Origin of the sequence: Salimicrobium flavidum (genome assembly GCF_900156645.1) — a bacterium.
GTDB lineage: Bacteria > Bacillota > Bacilli > Bacillales > Halobacillaceae > Salimicrobium > Salimicrobium flavidum.
This window is the reverse complement of sequence record NZ_FTOC01000003.1, coordinates 234,206-251,657: the sequence shown is the minus strand read 5'-3', so window position 1 is coordinate 251,657 and position 17,452 is coordinate 234,206. Positions and strand designations below refer to the sequence as shown.

At 44.3% G+C, this 17,452-nt stretch carries 17 protein-coding genes and 1 other RNA gene; 9 read left to right on the top strand and 9 right to left on the bottom strand.

Going from position 1 to position 17,452, the window contains the following annotated elements; translation table 11 throughout:
• Window positions 1-806: 806 nt before the first annotated feature.
• Window positions 807-998: a hypothetical protein gene (locus BW944_RS14850; RefSeq protein WP_143525664.1), complete on the bottom strand. Its 192-nt coding sequence runs from the start codon at window positions 996-998 to the stop codon at window positions 807-809.
• A 304-nt stretch (window positions 999-1,302) separates the two neighbouring features.
• Between BW944_RS14850 and BW944_RS06260 the strand changes: the two genes are divergently transcribed.
• Together BW944_RS06260 and BW944_RS06255 are read left to right on the top strand one after the other, a co-directional pair.
• Complete coding sequence (locus BW944_RS06260; RefSeq protein ID WP_076557816.1) at window positions 1,303-1,797, top strand: hypothetical protein; 495 nt, start codon at window positions 1,303-1,305, stop codon at window positions 1,795-1,797.
• 23 nt (window positions 1,798-1,820) lie between these two features.
• Window positions 1,821-2,402 (top strand): hypothetical protein, encoded by a 582-nt coding sequence (locus BW944_RS06255; protein ID WP_076557814.1) that lies wholly within the window; start codon window positions 1,821-1,823, stop codon window positions 2,400-2,402.
• A gap of 505 nt (window positions 2,403-2,907) precedes the next feature.
• Here the strand turns inward: BW944_RS06255 and BW944_RS06250 are convergent.
• The 3 genes from BW944_RS06250 to smpB all read right to left on the bottom strand — a co-directional run bounded on the left by BW944_RS06250 (window position 2,908) and on the right by smpB (window position 4,609).
• A complete protein-coding gene (locus BW944_RS06250) occupies window positions 2,908-3,390 on the bottom strand; it encodes a DUF4367 domain-containing protein (protein WP_076557811.1) in 483 nt (160 codons plus the stop codon).
• A 337-nt stretch (window positions 3,391-3,727) separates the two neighbouring features.
• Window positions 3,728-4,092, bottom strand: a transfer-messenger RNA (tmRNA) gene (gene ssrA, locus BW944_RS06245).
• A 46-nt stretch (window positions 4,093-4,138) separates the two neighbouring features.
• Window positions 4,139-4,609, bottom strand: a complete 471-nt coding sequence (gene smpB / locus BW944_RS06240) for an SsrA-binding protein SmpB (protein ID WP_076558092.1) — start codon at window positions 4,607-4,609, stop codon at window positions 4,139-4,141.
• Window positions 4,610-4,732: 123 nt separating this feature from the next.
• On the opposite strand from smpB, the gene BW944_RS06235 reads away from it, so the two are divergent.
• A complete protein-coding gene (locus BW944_RS06235) occupies window positions 4,733-5,566 on the top strand; it encodes a GNAT family N-acetyltransferase (protein WP_076557809.1) in 834 nt (277 codons plus the stop codon).
• 240 nt (window positions 5,567-5,806) lie between these two features.
• On the opposite strand, the gene rnr is transcribed toward BW944_RS06235, so the two are convergent.
• The 3 genes from rnr to secG form a co-directional block, all read right to left on the bottom strand.
• The gene (gene rnr, locus BW944_RS06230; RefSeq protein WP_076557807.1) at window positions 5,807-8,065 is read right to left on the bottom strand and encodes a ribonuclease R; all 2,259 of its coding nucleotides are present in this window, start codon (window positions 8,063-8,065) and stop codon (window positions 5,807-5,809) included.
• Between the two features lie 44 nt (window positions 8,066-8,109).
• Window positions 8,110-8,853, bottom strand: a complete 744-nt coding sequence (locus BW944_RS06225; RefSeq protein ID WP_076557805.1) for an alpha/beta hydrolase — start codon at window positions 8,851-8,853, stop codon at window positions 8,110-8,112.
• Between the two features lie 215 nt (window positions 8,854-9,068).
• On the bottom strand, window positions 9,069-9,302 hold the full coding sequence (secG, locus tag BW944_RS06220; RefSeq protein ID WP_076557804.1) for a preprotein translocase subunit SecG: 234 nt from the start codon (window positions 9,300-9,302) through the stop codon (window positions 9,069-9,071).
• Between the two features lie 303 nt (window positions 9,303-9,605).
• Between secG and BW944_RS06215 the strand changes: the two genes are divergently transcribed.
• The 6 genes from BW944_RS06215 to ytzI all read left to right on the top strand — a co-directional run bounded on the left by BW944_RS06215 (window position 9,606) and on the right by ytzI (window position 15,411).
• On the top strand, window positions 9,606-10,352 hold the full coding sequence (locus BW944_RS06215) for a DeoR/GlpR family DNA-binding transcription regulator (RefSeq protein WP_076557803.1): 747 nt from the start codon (window positions 9,606-9,608) through the stop codon (window positions 10,350-10,352).
• A complete protein-coding gene (pfkB, locus tag BW944_RS06210) occupies window positions 10,349-11,266 on the top strand; it encodes a 1-phosphofructokinase (protein WP_076557802.1) in 918 nt (305 codons plus the stop codon). The genes BW944_RS06215 and pfkB overlap by 4 nt, the downstream gene beginning before the upstream one ends.
• 2 nt (window positions 11,267-11,268) lie before the next feature.
• A complete protein-coding gene (locus BW944_RS06205) occupies window positions 11,269-13,155 on the top strand; it encodes a PTS fructose transporter subunit IIABC (protein ID WP_076557801.1) in 1,887 nt (628 codons plus the stop codon).
• Between the two features lie 53 nt (window positions 13,156-13,208).
• Window positions 13,209-13,475 (top strand): phosphocarrier protein HPr, encoded by a 267-nt coding sequence (locus BW944_RS06200; RefSeq protein WP_076557800.1) that lies wholly within the window; start codon window positions 13,209-13,211, stop codon window positions 13,473-13,475.
• Window positions 13,476-13,479: 4 nt separating this feature from the next.
• The gene (ptsP, locus tag BW944_RS06195; protein WP_076557799.1) at window positions 13,480-15,198 is read left to right on the top strand and encodes a phosphoenolpyruvate--protein phosphotransferase; all 1,719 of its coding nucleotides are present in this window, start codon (window positions 13,480-13,482) and stop codon (window positions 15,196-15,198) included.
• A gap of 63 nt (window positions 15,199-15,261) precedes the next feature.
• Window positions 15,262-15,411 (top strand): YtzI protein, encoded by a 150-nt coding sequence (gene ytzI, locus BW944_RS06190; RefSeq protein ID WP_076557797.1) that lies wholly within the window; start codon window positions 15,262-15,264, stop codon window positions 15,409-15,411.
• Window positions 15,412-15,439: 28 nt separating this feature from the next.
• On the opposite strand, the gene BW944_RS06185 is transcribed toward ytzI, so the two are convergent.
• Both BW944_RS06185 and eno read right to left on the bottom strand, forming a co-directional pair.
• A complete protein-coding gene (locus BW944_RS06185) occupies window positions 15,440-16,039 on the bottom strand; it encodes a YdcF family protein (RefSeq protein WP_076557794.1) in 600 nt (199 codons plus the stop codon).
• Window positions 16,040-16,135: 96 nt separating this feature from the next.
• Complete coding sequence (eno, locus tag BW944_RS06180; protein WP_076557792.1) at window positions 16,136-17,425, bottom strand: phosphopyruvate hydratase; 1,290 nt, start codon at window positions 17,423-17,425, stop codon at window positions 16,136-16,138.
• Window positions 17,426-17,452: the final 27 nt, after the last annotated feature.

The window sequence follows — 17,452 nt, the reverse complement described above, 5'->3', positions numbered from 1 at the left end:
AAAGTACGTATTGATTAGTAAAGGAACTTTCTATACTATTATGGTAGAATTGTATTGAATGAAACCCCTATAAATTGAATATTAACAAAACATCTTCTTAAAGGAGTTGCTATTTTGGAACATTTTACCTCTCACTCATTTGAACAATTAATAAATAAAATTATCAAGAATGAATTAATCGATTTTGTTAATCGAATAAAGTCAGTCAATTCATCGAGTACACGTACATACCTTACAATTAAAGAAGTTTCTGAGATTACCAATATAGGTGTCTCTACCATAAGACAACTCTCTTTATCACGTGCCATGCCTCATCGAAAGATTAGATCAAGACTCTTATTTGATTAGTCAGAAATCGAAGAAACCATAAAAGACTATAAGTTAAATGGATGGAAAGCCCCCCTATAATGAGTGGGAAGTTGAAAATGTTCTAAAATTAACCGAATAGTGATAAATGAGATACTAGCAAAAAATCTTGTTTATAAGCGATATCGGTCAATGGCAGCACCTAAGTTATTTGATTAAAGACTTAGCAAAACATCTTTTGGTTTTTCTTCGATGAGATAAAACATTGTTTTATTTACAAACTATCCCACAAGTTCATATCTCTTATATCCAGGAAATGAATTACAAGCAGATTTCATAAATTAGACGAACACAATTCACTTAGCCATATCCTCTTCTTTATTTGTGCGAAGCAATTATTAAAATAGATGAATCACCTCCACGGGTACAACGCGTCTAATTTTTGAGTCTTATCTTCCATGTAATTTTCCACCCACTTAATTCCCTCTAACAAATGTTCACTAAATATTCTCTTCTTTATAGTTACCTACTTTAATGTTTCTTAAATCCACTTCGTAATCACCATGCATCCATGTACCACCTTCCTCCTCTTTTTGAAGCCAAATTGCAGAGAATCGATTAATTGCACATATTTTTGCTTCATCAATTTGTCCCGCTGGCTCAGATTTTTCAATACTTACAAACCTTTCCAAAGCTGCATAAGCTAAATTACGCCATGTTTAGGGAACGATATGAATCTTAGATTGAAAGCGAGGAGGGAACTAACTAGACCTCCTCCGAGAACCACCCTACTGTTTTACACAAACTTATTGACGGTACCTTCTTCAATACCAATTTAACTTAATTTCAATTGTTTAATTATATTGAATTTTTAGAATATTGTTGAATTACGTGAGCAACTGTATTATATTGTATATGTATTGAAATTAAACCAATTTAAAGGAGGGTCGCAAACTTCAGTACTACAAATCCACTACTTATTAAGGAGATGAATTTATGAAAGTTAAAAAATTACTTATCATTCCTATGTTTGCAATTCTTCTTATCGGATCTTTCTTAGGTACTTCCAACATAGGCGCTGACGTTATTCCAAGAACGTGCTCCTTTCCATCAAATTTGACCTCCTCATGTTCTAATATCTTGTCTAAAACTGATCCTTACACTGGTACTTACCTTTACAGTAAAGTAAACACTGGGGTCTCGACAGATAGTTCTAATAATATTCAAGTTAGAACTGTAAAACTTTATCCTGATGCTTCTAGCGGAAATCCTATTTATAAATCAGCCTATTCTGTAATTAATGGTTCAGTATATTATATGTTTAGTAGCTTTAAATACTACAATGATTATTCAGAACTTTCATACTCAGTTTATAAAACTGATAATGATGGAAGAGCTAGTGTGAATGCTGTAAGTAACAGTGCTGACACTTATACATGTTCCTATTCATGTACAGAATATAAACAAGCAACTGACGTTGTAGCATATTAAAATTAAATGAGGAGGGCGATTATATGAAAAAATTACCACTAGTCTTAGGAGCAGTTATTTGCATAGTTGCAGGTGGTGTTTCAGGAATTTATAGTAACGGATCTACTACGTTCGCAGATAATTCCAATACCTCAGAAGTACCAAACGAACCACAAACATTAGAAGTTTTAAGTACACAGGAAGCAATTAATAAATCGGGGCTAGGGGATAAATTAAAAAATAGTTTAGAAAACCTACCATTTGAATCCACAGCTAATTATGGAGTAGTGGATCATATTCAAGACGGTGATAAAACTATTAAACATTTACGTTTGAATTATCAGAGCAAACATGGAGCTGAACTTACTTTATCAGTGTTTGAAAGTGATCTAAATATGGTTTTACCCAATGAATTAGAAGAAAAAATAGTTAGAACTAGCTTAGAACTACCATGGGGAGGAGAAGCGGAATACACAAAAATCGGGAATTCCTCTAGTGTTAATTGGGAAAAAGACGGTCTTTCTTACGTGATTAACTTTTCTAATGAAGAAAAGATATTAAATAACATAAAAGAAGAAAATGCGGAAGCTAAAATTTCTAATTTCCTGAAGCAAAACTTTAAATAAACTCTAAAAAAATCGTCTTCTTTATTGAGGAAGACGATTTTTTAATGTAATGTTTTTATAAATCTACTGATTCTGATTCACCAGACTTTTTTATGATATCATTAGTTCCTCGCCCGATATCTTCAAGTACTACCTATAAAACCTGTACAGTTGTATTTTGCAAAAATAGATTTTAGAACATTGCAAAGCGAATTTCATAGAATTGCGATGGGAACTTTAGAAGCTAATCTTCATTTGACATGGAGCCGCTACGAGAATGAATCAAAAGCCCGGAAGCCATCGATTACAAGGGATCTAGCTTTAGACGAATAGACTATCATTCTCGTTTCTCCACATCAAATGCAGGTGAATTAGCTTATAAATTTCAGTTTGCAATCTTCTATAGTTTTGTTTGCATACTTATCAATCATTATTTTGCATTACACAAAAGTCTTACATTTAATAAAAAAACTCCCTTTAAACAGTTCTTTATTAATTTCAAGTGAGAGTTAAATAATATTTCATACTATTCAAACGAACTTGCGGTTTCTATAAACTCTTCTTTTTTAATATCTTTAGATTCCGTCGTACCGGCAGACAACTTATAAACTATACCGTCATCTTTCCATATTAAAATTTTTATTGTCTGACCATTACCTGGACTGACTTCACCATATTCACCTTTTATCCCTTCAATATCTACTGTTTCGTTAACAGATTCATCTTCAATAGATTTTCCGTTAACCGTCATCAGCTCCATTGCCTTATTTTCACCTAAAAACTTAAAGTTTAAAATGGTTTCATTATCAACGTCATTGATAGCAGGTTCAAAACTTGCACTCTCCACTTTAAAAGGTAACTCAGTCGGCAGCTTAGGTTGATAAGGTTCTGACGCAATTTCTTCTTTAAGATTACTATTATCGAAAGACCCAGAATTTGTTGAACCATTGCTCCCACATCCCCCTAAAAAAACAATAGCTATAATCAAAACAAAAAGTAGTTTTCTCACTTTACCATTCCCCCAAGTATTTATTTGAAAATATTGTATATTTTACGAATAAAATTTGTTGAATTATAATTATACTTAATAAAAATTATCCTAAATGTAAGATTAATTAAACATTAACTAACCCTTTACTTGATTTCATTATATATAATGAACAAACAAAATGAAATAGAAATATACAATTTTTATCCAGTGATATATATATTAATTTCTTCTACGCCCCTATTTATTATAAATAATAAAGCATAACGTTTCCTAAAGTTTAATAAAGCATAATCTTTCCGTTTGGAAAACTTATGCTTTACGTCACAATAAATAAAAAACCACCAATAGTATGTATTGGTGGAGACGGTGGGAGTCGAACCCACGTCCGGAGATAACGACACTCGGGCATCTACAAGCTTAGTCGATTCATTGGAATTCGCGAACTGCTCAGCCTATCGACGGGCATTTCACAGACGCTAACCTGATTAGTCTCTTCGTTTCTCCTCAGGTGGTGGAGAAACGCGTAGCCTGCTTCAGTTTGAGACCCTCACACCGGCACACAGGCGATGCCGGGGAGGATCAGCTCCAGTCAGTTTATGCTGCTAGAGCTAGGTTATCTTCAGATTCGCCAGTTATATTTAGGCAAATGACGTTTTACGAGTCGTCGCCTCGACCTGCAGCCCGAGTTCGAACTATCCCCGTCGAATCCGTAACGTCCCCGTTACAGTAATAGCTGCATTTACTTAATTAATTATATCATATCTTCTTACCTTTGAAAACTATCTTTAATAGCACGATCCATTTCCCTTTTCACCTGTTTCTCCTTCAGCGCCTCTCGCTTGTCATATTTCTTCTTCCCGCGGGCGAGACCGATGAGCACTTTCGCTACTCCGTTCTTGATGTAGACCTTGAGAGGCACGATCGAATACCCTTTTTGCTGGGTCTGACCGATGAGTTTATCGATTTCTTTCCTGTGGAGAAGTAATTTCCGCGCTCGGGTGGGGTCATGGTTATAGATGTTCCCCTGTTCATAAGGAGAGATATGCATATTATGGATATACATTTCCCCGTTTCTGTTGACGCGGGCGAAGCTGTCTTTCAAATTTATTCTACCGTTTCTGATCGATTTTATTTCCGTCCCCTGCAGGACGATTCCCGCTTCGAACGTTTCTTCAATAAAATAATCATGTCCTGCTTTTTTGTTTTGGGCTATAGTACGCCCGTCTCCTCTTGGCATCCTGACCACTCCTTCTTTCTCTGTATTCATTCTACCAAATTCCCTGTTCCATTGAAAAAGATATTTGATTAGACATCGTTATCGGCCTTGTGAGATATTATTACTGGCAAGGAGGAATAAGAAATGAACGCTACTTTGAAACGACTAACCGAAAATGATAAACCACTGTTCCTGTCCATGCAGACCGGCATTGAAGACGACTACATCGCCCGGATTTTCGACCGGCTTGTATCTTCTGACTCCCATGTTCTGTACGGGTTATTCCATCAGGGAACGCTCGTATCCACGGCGGGATACAGCTTATTCGCTGAAGGTACATACGCTATGCTCGGCCGGTTCCGTAGTGATGAGAATCACAGAGGAAAAGGGTTCGTAACAGAGATTCTGCAGCATATCATTGCTGAACTCCAGACTAACCCGGATATCAAATGGATCGGCGCGAATACCGAGACGACAAACACTCAGGCGAAGCGAGTCCTGGAAAAGTTGGGCATGACTCCCTATCCGCCTCTCACCTATACGGTCGTTCCGAGAGAAGAGTTTCAGAAACACTCTGAACAAAAACACGATTGGACGGAGGTCACTTCTCCAGAAGAAAAAATACGCCTGGTGAAATCTCTGCATCCCGGTCGCTTGTTCGCCTACGAGTGCTATTACCCTTTCCCCTTATCCAGTGAGCTCCTCCGGGAATTCTTCCAAAAACAAACGCGCCTGTTCATCGATCCTTCCGGGAGTCGTTATGTAGTCTTCACAGAAGACATCAAAGGACAGACGTACACGAACGTCATTTACCCCTGGACCGATGCCGCCAGCAGTCCTCGGCTTCATCAGGTTATCAGAGAAGTGCTCCAGGACCACGAACACCACTACGGCGCCTGGTTCAATCAACAGCACACAGACCCTCCCCTCCCTTTCCAGACCGAATCGAGAGGAGAATGGGTACTGTACAGTATGTAGACAGAAAAGCCGGGAGGTATTCCCGGCTTTTCTGTCTATTGGCTAAGTTCACATCTATTGTCAGTCATAGAAACGAAAGGTGGAGACGCCTGCGGCAACAGCATGAATGGAAATACCCCGAACCGACCAGAAAGAGGTTCGGGAAATTTCCTTCATGCCCGCGGCAAGCTTCCACCTGTAGAGACTATATGAACAACAATAGATAACTGAACCTATCTATTATAAAGAGCACCTTCTTGCTTATTTCTTCTTCGATACCCCTTTATTTTTGTAAAAAGGCTTATTGCCTTTTTGTTTCTTTTTCTTCTTCGCGCTTGCTTTTACCTGTTTCGGCTGTTCGCGTCGCTCTTTCTTCTCGCCTTTTGGTTTCATCCCTACGATTTCGAAATCCACGACTCGTTCGTCCAGATTGACGTTGGAGACTTTGATTTTCACTTCGTCGCCGATACGGAAGATATTCCCGGTACGTTCACCGACGAGAGCATACTGTTTCTCCATGAAATTGTAATAATCATCGGTCAGAGTACTGACGTGGACCATACCTTCCACTGTATTCGGAAGTTCCACGAACATACCGAAGCTTGTGACGGAACTGATGATGCCCTCGTACTCTTCTCCGATTTTATCCTGCATATATTCCGCTTTTTTCAGATCGTCCGTTTCCCGCTCCGCGTCTACGGAAGCACGTTCCTTCTCGGAAGAATGACGGGCGATTTCCGGCATATGATCTTTCCAGTATTTCGTCGTTTCCTGACTGAGATCCTTTTCGATGATATATTTCCGGATCAGTCTGTGGACGATCAGGTCCGGGTAACGACGGATCGGGGAAGTGAAATGCGTATAATAGTTCGTCGCAAGGCCGAAGTGACCGACGTTCACAGGGTCATACTTCGCCTGTTGCATCGAACGTAGCATCAGCTTCGAGATGATAAGGTCTTCTTGGGTGCCTTTCACTTCCTCAAGCACCTTCTGCAATGCCTGAGGATGCACATCATCGGACGTTCCTTTTATGGAATAGCCGAGGTTGGCGACGAATTCGAAAAAGTTCTGCAGCTTGGAAGAATCCGGATCCTGGTGGATACGGTAGATCGCAGGTACATCCAGCCAGTGGAAATGCTCCGCTACCGTCTCGTTGGCGGCGAGCATGAACTCTTCGATCAGCTTCTCCCCTACGGATCTTTCTCTCAGCTGGACGTCTTTCGCTTTTCCTTCTTCATCGAGAATGACGCCCGCTTCTTTGAAATCAAAATCGATGGCACCACGGTCGAAGCGTTTCTCCCTAAGAATCTGCGCAAGATTCTCCATATCCTTGAACATAGGAACAAGAGGTTCATACCGCTTCTTAAGGTCTTCATCATCGTTGACGAGAATGGAATTGACGTCCGTGTAAGTCATCCGTTCATCCGTCTTGATAACACTTTGGAAAATATCGTGGTTCACGACTTCTCCGTCTTCCGTGATTTCCATTTCACAGGATAATGTCAGCCGATCGACCTGCGGATTCAATGAGCAGATACCATTCGACAGACGGTGCGGGATCATAGGGATGACCCGGTCCACAAGATAAACGGAAGTAGCGCGTTCTGAAGCCTCTTCGTCGATCGGGGAGTCTTTTTCCACGTAATAGGAAACGTCGGCAATATGGACCCCGAGCTTATAACTTCCGTTATCCAGTCGCTTCACCTGAATGGCATCATCCAGGTCTTTCGCGTCCGCTCCGTCGATCGTTACAATCTGTTCTTCACGGAGGTCGCGACGGTTTTTGATTTCCGACTCACTTATTTCATCCGGGGTATCCGCTGCCTGCTGGATAACCTCCTCCGGAAAGTCGACTTCGATTCCGTACTTATGGATGATGGAAATGATATCGATGCCGGGATCGTTCTTATGCCCGAGGATGTTCGTGATGATCCCTTCTGCACTCATTCTTCCTTCAGGGAACTTCGTGATTTCCACGATCACTTTATGACCGTCGACAGCAGCATTCTCGTTACCCTTAGGTATGAAAATATCATTCGGAATACGTTTATCATCAGCGACAACGAAACCGAAGTTCCCGTTCGCCGCATCGAATGTTCCGACGACTCTCGTCTGAGCGCGCTCAAGAATCCGTATCACCGATCCTTCAGGACGCTGGCCGTCTTCTCTCGTCTTATCGACACGGACGAGTACTTTATCTTTGTTCATGGCACTGTTCAGGTCGGAATGGTGCAGATAGACGTCATTTTTCTCTTCATCATCCGGAAGGAGAAAAGCGAAGCCTTTCGCATTCATCTGGATCCGGCCTCTTACAAGATTCATTTTTTCAGGGAGTCCGAGGTGGTTTTTCCTTGTACGAACGAGTTGCCCTTCCTCTTCGAGTGCCTTCAGTTCTTTCGTTAAATCTTTAAAATCTTCACTTCCTGTAAGTCCTAATTCTTCTTCCAGTTCATTGACAGACAAAGGGCGCGTAGCCGATTCTCTGAAAAAGTCCAATATTCGTTTTCTTTCTACAGACATAATTGTCCTCCTTTTAGTTATTCGGACACGTCCCCTCTATTGTCTTATGACCAGTCCAATGAATTCAGGAACTCCAGTACGTCTTCGTGAAGCTGTTCCTTTTCTTTATCCATCGTAATTACGTGTCCGGAGTTTTCATACCACTTGATATCTTTATGATCGGATTCCACCGTCTCATAAATGTATGTGGCACTCTCCGTATTTATCATTTCATCTTTAGAAGCTTGGACGACAAACGCAGGTGTATATATCTCATCCACGTGGTCGTGTACTTCATTGATGAACTGGCCTAATTGAGTGAACATATCCTTTGATTCTTCCAGTAATTGATTCATTTCGGTTTGGATCGTTTCTTTATCTTTTCCTTCTAGTTGCTTGAATTCTTTCGCTTTATATTGAAATCCTTGGGTCAGTTGCTCTTCGTTGTCGAAAAACATCGGGGCACACATCGGTATAATACCCTGTATGTTCTCACAGTATGCAAGTTTCAAACCTAAAACCGCACCGAGGGATAGTCCCGCAACAGCTACCTTCTCGTAACCGAGATCCCTCAGATGCTGAAGTGCATTCTGTACATCTTCCCACCACTCTTCCGGCTTCACGTCGATGAGGGCTTCCATCTCTTTTCCGTGGCCCCGGTATATCGGTGCATGTGTCGTATATCCGTGCTTCTGCAGGTAACGCCCCATCATACGGACGTCTGCCGAGTTACCGGTAAAACCGTGCAGCAACAGTACAGCACGATCTCCGCCTTCGAATGTAAACGGTTCAGGCAATTTCACTTTCATGATCATTCTCTCCTTATTCCCGCATTTTCCTATCTTGTCTATCAACATTTCTATACTTTATTTCTGAAAAACAGCTCATGAAAGGAGTCATTCTTCTTCGTCCGCGTTCCTGTCTCCAAACCTAAAATGACGGTCGAACGACTAACAAAGCCCCCCCCACCAAGGCCGCTTTTCAAAAATGAAAAAGCCACGCTCTATAGCGCGGCTTACGAACATTATCCTATGAGATACCCAGAGATAAAAGCCAGCACGAAGAACAAGACACCGGTGACGACCGTTGCGCGGTGAAGAACCTTATCTATTCCTCTTGCTTTTTGTTTACCGAAAACCTGCTCGGCTCCACCGGAAATAGCTCCCGACAAGCCTGCGCTTTTACCTGATTGCAACAGCACCAAGGTAATCATAGCAATTGTATCAATAATAAGTAATGAAATCGTAAGTGTTTGCATAATTTATTCGTTGCACCTCCTGAAACGGACACATGACTAGAACAAATATAGCATAAATCCTCTCCCCCTACAAGATTTAAATTTCCATCCTTGAATCACGGGCTTTCGTCATTGATTTTCCATGCAAGCTTACCCCTAAAACGACTCCGCCCTTCGTTCTAAAATCGTCACCACCTTTAACAGAGCTTGATCATGAAGGATAATAAACGAATATTGAATGTTTTTGAATTAAATTGAATGTTTTTGATTGATTTATGTAAGCGCTTCTTTTATAATAAAATCAGAATAACAGGAGGTATGCCTATGCTGACACCGGAGAGACATCAGTTGATTTTGACTCTCCTGGAGGAGAAACACACGATCCGCCTTCAGGAACTTATCGACCATACGCACGCATCCGAATCAACGATCCGCCGTGATCTCGACACCCTTGAGAAAAAAGGGAAGCTGAGACGTATCCATGGTGGTGCATCCTCTCTCTCCACTGTAAAAGAAGAAGCACCCATGAGTGAAAAGACGGAACAGTTCCACGAGGAAAAGCGAATCATCGCCTCTCTCGCCTCCCGGTTCATCCGAAAGAAGGAAACGATTTTCCTTGATGCGGGATCGACGACGAATCTGATGATCCCTCATCTGGATCCTTCTGTCATTGTAGTCACCAACGGTCCGGAACACTTGCCGATGCTGGCAGAGCACGGCATCACCACCTATTTGATCGGTGGTTTCGTAAAGCCGGGAACGAGAGCAGTCATAGGGGCCAACGCTGCCGAGAACCTCAGGCAATACCGATTCGACCGCTGCTTTGTCGGGGTGAACGGTATTACGGAAGAAGACGGGCTCACCACTCCGGACCCGGAAGAAGCAGCCATCAAGAAAAACGTACTGCATCAGTCTTTGAACCGTTACATCCTTGCTGATCATTCCAAATTCGGCACGAGAACTTTCACCAGATTCGGAAGCCTCGAGGATGCTGTCCTGATTACAGACACGTCCAGCCCCCTCGTGAAAACATTACAGAAAAATACAGAGATTGAGGTGATACACCCATGATATACACACTGACGCTGAATCCTTCCATTGATTACACGATGCACGTGAAGGGTTTCGAACCGGGAGGGCTCACCAGAGCGACCGACACGGCTTATTATCCCGGCGGCAAAGGGATCAACGTCTCCCGGGTCTTGTCCCGACTCGATATCCCTTCTACGGCTCTCGGATTTATCGGAGGATTCACGGGAGAATTCATCAGACGTTCCCTCCACGAGGAAGAAGTGGAAGAAGCATTTATTGAAACAGGACAACCAACGAGGATCAACGTAAAACTTAAGGACAAGACGGAATCCGAAATCAACGGCCCCGGTCCCGAATTGACCGAGCCACTGCAGAATCGTCTTCTCGAGCAGCTCGATAACCTTACTTCAAATGACCGATTACTGATTGCGGGAAGTATTCCGTCCTCGCTGCCGAAAGATTTCTACCGTAAAATCGCCGAAAAAAGCAAAGACAAAAACATACCCCTGGCGGTGGATACTTCCGGAAGTGCGCTCAAAGAACTGCTCGCCTATCACCCTTACCTCATCAAGCCCAATAAACATGAACTCGAGGAATTGTTCGGGGTGACGATCGATTCGAAAGAGGAAACGGCGGGATATGCCGAAAAACTTGTACAAAACGGCTGCCGTCACGTTTTAGTCTCGTTGGGAGGAGACGGAGCCATCTATGCCAATGAATCCGTCACTCTGTTCGCAGATGCCCCTTCCGGCACCGTAATCAACACTGTCGGCGCCGGAGATTCGATGGTAGCCGGGTTTCTCGCTGCCAAAGAAAAACAGCTCGATGAAGAGGAAATATTCCGTACAAGTGTAGCCTGCGGTAGTGCTACCGCATTTGATAAGGATCTGTGCACCAAAGAAGGCGTACAGTCCCTATATGATTCCATCAAAATTTATCAAGGAGGGAAATAAAGATGAAAATTACAGATCTACTGAAAAAAGATACGATGCTTCTGTCCATGGACGCCTCATCCAAGTCTGAAAGTCTTGATCAACTGGTCGGACAGCTTGATGCTGCAGGTCGTCTGAATAACCGCGATGATTTCCGTGAAGCGATCCAGACCCGTGAGGACCAGAGTACGACTGGAGTCGGCGACGGTATCGCCATCCCTCACGCAAAATCAGGGGCTGTCAAAGAACCGGCCATAGCATTCGGTCGATCCACCAACGGAATCGAATACGAGTCACTGGACAGTCAGCCCGCACATTTATTCTTTATGATCGCTGCGACAGACGGTGCCGATAACACGCACCTGGAATCCCTGTCCCGTCTTTCTACCTTTTTAATGGATGCCAACTTCCGTAACTCGCTTATGAACGCTTCTTCTGAAGACGAAGTGATGGAGATCATCAACGCCAAAGAGGCGGAAGAAGATGGAGGGGAATCGGAAACCACCGGAGAATCCGACCAGCTGATTCTTGCTGTAACAGCCTGCCCTACAGGGATCGCTCACACGTACATGGCTGCGGACAAGCTGAAGGAAGCCGGTAAGCAAAGAAACATTCCGATCAAAGTCCAGACGAATGGTTCGAGTGGAGTCAAAAACAAGCTCACCGCGGAGGATATCGAAAAAGCCGATGCGATTATCGTCGCGGCAGATACAAAAGTCGATATGAGCGGTTTCGACGGAAAACACGTCATCGAAGTTCCGGTCGCCAAAGCGATTCATGAACCCGACAAGCTTCTTGACCGCGCAGTAGCCAAAGACGCACCCGTCTACAAATCGGACGGCAAAAAAGAAGCCGGAGAAGATTCGAAAGGTCGCTCAGGTATCTATAAACACCTGATGAACGGTGTATCGAACATGCTCCCGTTCGTTGTAGGTGGCGGTATTCTGATCGCATTCTCGTTCTTCTTCGGTATCAACGCAGCCAACCCTGATAGTGATCAGTACAACCGATTTGCCGAAATGCTTTCGACTGTCGGCGGAAACGCATTCTTCTTCCTGGTTCCTATCCTTGCCGGTTTCATCGCTTCGAGTATCGCTGATCGGCCCGGCTTTGCTCCTGGTGTCGTCGGTGGTTATATTGCGGTTTCTTCCGGAACTGCTGATGGAGGATCAGGTTTCCTTGGTGGTCTGATTGCCGGTTTCCTCGCAGGTTACTTGACGCTTGCCGTGAAGAAAATGCTTGAAGGTTTACCTGCATGGCTCGATGGTCTGAAAACAGTACTCTTTTACCCGGTACTTGCTATATTCGCTACCGGAATGATCATGCTTCTTATCAACCCGCCACTTACAAGTGTTTACACAGGGCTTCTCTCTTGGCTTGAAGGACTTTCAGGCGCGAACGTAGCAATTCTAGGTATAATCATAGGTGGTATGATGGCCGTCGACATGGGTGGCCCGGTTAACAAAGCAGCTTATACGTTCGGACTCGCTACACTAGATGCGGGGAACTATTCGATTATCGCTGCAGCTATGGCCGGAGGTATGGTGCCTCCACTCGGACTAGCTCTCGCAACGACATTGTTCAAAAATAAATTTTCGAAAGAAGAAAGAGAAGCAGGCAAAACAGCGTATGCACTCGGGGCCAGCTTTATCACAGAAGGTGCTATTCCGTTCGCGGCTGCCGACCCTGCGCGTGTCATCCCATCTGCGATAGCAGGTTCAGCTCTTGCAGGTTCCCTTACTATGCTGTTCGGTATCGGACTGACAGCTCCGCACGGCGGAATCTTCGTCATTGGACTTGTCGAAGGCGGGTTTACCTCAGCCCTTCTTTACATCTTTGCGATCGTAGTCGGTTCAATAATTACAGCAATTCTTGTTGGATTGTTGAAAAAAGACCTCACAAAGGCTTAAAATAGTATGGTTAGGAAAAGTATATATTCACACTTTTGAGGAGGAACTTAACAATGGTAGAAAAATCTTTTAAAATCACATCTTCTGACGGCGTCCACGCTCGTCCGGCGACAGTACTTGTACAAAACGCAGGGAAATATGAATCTGACATCAACCTGCACTATAAAGAAAAATCCGTGAACCTGAAATCCATCATGGGTATCATGAGTCTCGGCATCCCTGCCGGAGCGGACGTGAAAATTTCCGCGGAAGGTGATGACGAGCAGGAAGCGATCGATCACCTCGCTAAAACGATGGAGAATGAAGGCTTGGGGGAATAAAAAGATGACACACTTGCAAGGTATTGCAGCTTCAAGCGGGATTGCGATTGCAAAAGCATACCGCTTAGAAGTACCTGACCTTTCCTACAGTAAGAACAAAGTCGACGACCCTGACAAGGAAATCAAGCGTCTGCATGAGGCGCTTGATGTTTCCAAATCAGAACTCGAAAAGATCAAGGAACATACGAAAAAATCCCTCGGCGATGAACACGCTGAGATTTTCTCGGCTCACCTGCTTGTCCTCAGTGATCCGGAATTGATACAGCCGATGGAGGACAACATCAAATCTGATAATGTGAACGCGGAAGCGGCGTTGGATGAAACGGCCAATATGTTCATCGATATGTTCAAAAACATGGATAACGAGTACATGAAAGAACGTGCTGCTGACATTCAGGATGTCACTAAACGTGTGCTGGCTCACCTTCTCGGTGCTGAATTCCCTGATCCTGCGCTTATCAACGAACAGGTGGTCATTGTGGCGGAAGATCTTACACCGTCCGATACGGCCCAGTTGAACAAAGAATTCGTGCAAGGATTCACGACGGATATCGGAGGACGTACCTCCCACTCTGCTATCATGGCACGATCTCTTGAAATTCCGGCAGTCGTCGGAACGAAAGATATCACGAAACAGGCGGAGAAGGATGTTATGATCATCGTGGATGGTCTCGGTGGTAACGTGATCATCGATCCCACTGACGAGGAAATTGAATCTTATAAACAAAAGCGTGCCGAATTCGAAGAGAAGAAACAGGAATGGGCCAAACTAAAAGACGAGTCCACCGTTTCCAGCGACGGAGAGCACGTAGAACTTGCTGCAAACATCGGTACACCTGATGATGTAGCAGGCGTACTTGAAAACGGCGGGGAAGGGATCGGCCTTTATCGTACCGAATTCCTTTATATGGGTAAAAACCAGCTCCCTACAGAAGAAGAGCAGTTCGATGCCTACAGTTCTGTGTTGAAGCAGATGGGGGACAAACCCGTCGTCGTCCGTACTCTCGATATCGGGGGAGACAAAGAACTCGATTATCTGGATCTTCCGGACGAGATGAACCCGTTCCTCGGTTTCCGGGCCATCCGTCTATGTCTTGAACGTGATGATATTTTCCGCACCCAACTCCGCGCTCTTCTGCGTGCCGGCGTTTACGGAAATCTTAAAATCATGTTCCCGATGATTGCAACCCTTGAAGAGTTCCGTCAGGCGAAAGCGATTCTGACGGAGGAAAAAGAGAAGCTCATCAATGAAGGTACGGATGTCGCCGATCAATTCGAAGTCGGTATCATGGTAGAAATCCCGGCAACAGCTGTGTTAGCTAAACAGTTTGCCAAAGAAGTCGATTTCTTCAGTATCGGTACGAATGACCTCATCCAGTATACGATGGCTGCAGACCGTATGAATGAACGGGTATCCTACCTGTATCAGCCTTACAGTCCTGCTATCCTGAATCTTGTCAGCAATGTGATCGAAGCTGCCCACGCCGAAGGTAAATGGGCAGGCATGTGCGGAGAGATGGCTGGAGACGAAATCGCCATCCCGATTCTTCTAGGTCTCGGCCTCGATGAATTCAGCATGAGTGCATCCTCCATTCTTCCGGCAAGAACTCAGCTCCTCGAGTTGTCCAAAGAAGAGATGAAATCCTATAAAGAGGAACTTCTCTCCATGGGCACTTCAGAAGACGTAGTGGCTTTCGTGAAAGAGAAGGCGAACCTTGCATAATCCCTCTCTTTCCATCCGCTTGTCAGAGAGTAGATGTGTTCTTTCCGTGAAGGAGGAGAACCTATGACATTCACTATCGTCATGAGTCTGGCGATTGCAATCATCGTAGGTGTAGCAGTCGCTTTTGCAGTCACTATATCTAAAGGGTATGACTACAAGCACACCATCGATTCTCACCCGGACGATGATGATTCATCCCATACAAAAAGCTGAGCCATCAGGGCTCAGCTTTTTTGTAGTCTCAGGAAATCATCGATTCTATATTCTCGAATGTATTCTTCACTTCATATCCCATATAATGGACCCATTCCTTCAAAAAGAACGGCGCTTTCGTTTCCATGGTCTTATATGCCGAATATTGAGTGGGTACTCCTTCAGCTTTTATTCCGATATCTTCAGCCATTTCTACGGCCCGTTTCAAATGATACTGATCACTCACGAGAAAATAATTCTGGAACGATTTCTTTTTTGCAATCTTTTTCGCTTCCTCGAGGTTCTCTTCGGTCATCAGGGAATTCTCTTCTACCAGAATATTTTCTTCCGGCACCCCTGCTTCCATTGCTGTATTTTTACCGACTTCCGCTTCCGAGAAAGCAGCATCCCCGTTTTTACCTCCTGTAAAGATCAAATATTCGACATATCCTTTTTCATAAAGATCGATCGCTTCTTTGATTCTTCCATGGAAGACGGGACTCGGGCTTCCATTCCATTGTGCCGCCCCGAGTACAATAGCAGCATCCGCTTTTTCGCCCCCGTCCACACCATAGGTCCATACCTGGTATGCGCTGACAAAGGCGAACAACACGGCAATGATCATAACAAGCTTTATTAGTCTCTTCATCCTTTTTCTCCTTAGAAGTAGTCGCCTCCCCCTATCATACTACGAGCGGGACAAAAGAAAAAGTCCCAGTTATTCACCAGGACTTCCTCCATTGATTTATTTATGCTGCAAGTTGTAGAATGCTGTCTTCCCTGCGTATTTCGCGGTATCAAATAGCTGATCTTCGATGCGAAGAAGCTGATTGTATTTTGCGACACGGTCGGTACGGGACGGCGCACCTGTTTTGATCTGACCGGCATTCGTAGCCACTGCGATATCAGCGATGGTCGAATCTTCCGTCTCTCCGGAGCGGTGGGAGATGACGGCCGTATAACCGGCACGTTTCGCCATCTCAATCGCGTCGAATGTTTCCGTCATGGTACCGATCTGGTTCACTTTGATCAGGATAGAGTTGCCGACACCCTGTTCAATTGCACGGGAGAGTTTCTCTGTGTTCGTTACGAAAAGATCGTCCCCGACCAGCTGGACTTTATCACCGATACGGTCGGTAAGGAGTTTCGTACCTTCCCAGTCGTTCTCATCCAGGCCGTCTTCGATGGAAATGATCGGATATTTACCGATGAGCTCTTCATACCAGTCCACCATTTCTTCAGATGTCCGGGTTACGCCTTCGCCTTTCAGGTTGTACTTACCATCTTCGTAGATTTCAGAAGCAGCGACGTCCATTGCAAGCTGTACTTCTTCATCCGGCTTGTAGCCTGCTTCTTCGATCGCTTCGATGATGGTCGAGAGTGCCTCCTCGTTGGACTTGAGGTTAGGAGCGAACCCACCTTCATCACCGACACCAGTGTTGTATCCTTTGTTCTTAAGAACTTTTTTGAGCGCGTGGAAAATTTCAGCACCCATGCGAAGTCCTTCTTTGAACGTTGGAGCACCTACAGGCATGATCATGAATTCCTGGATGTCTACGTTGTTGTCCGCGTGCTCTCCACCGTTCAGTATATTCATCATCGGTGTCGGAAGCGTATGAGCGAAGAATCCTCCCAGATACTTATAAAGAGGCTGTTCAGAGAATTCTGCGCCGGCACGCGCACAAGCCATGGATACGCCGAGAATAGCGTTCGCACCAAGGTTCCCTTTATTGTCGGAACCGTCGATTTCTCTCATGAGATTATCGATGATCACCTGTTGAGTGACGTCGATACCGAGAAGTTTCGGCGCAATTTTTTCGTTCACGTTTTCCACAGCGTTCTCGACGCCTTTGCCGAGATAACGACTTTTATCTCCGTCACGAAGCTCCACTGCTTCGTATTCCCCGGTGGAAGCACCACTTGGAACGAGTGCTGTACCGAAAGCTCCGGATTCTGTGAATACTTCGACTTCTACTGTAGGGTTCCCGCGGGAATCCAATACTTCGCGTGCGTAAACATCAGTAATATATGGCATGAAAATCTCTCCTTTTTCTATTTATTC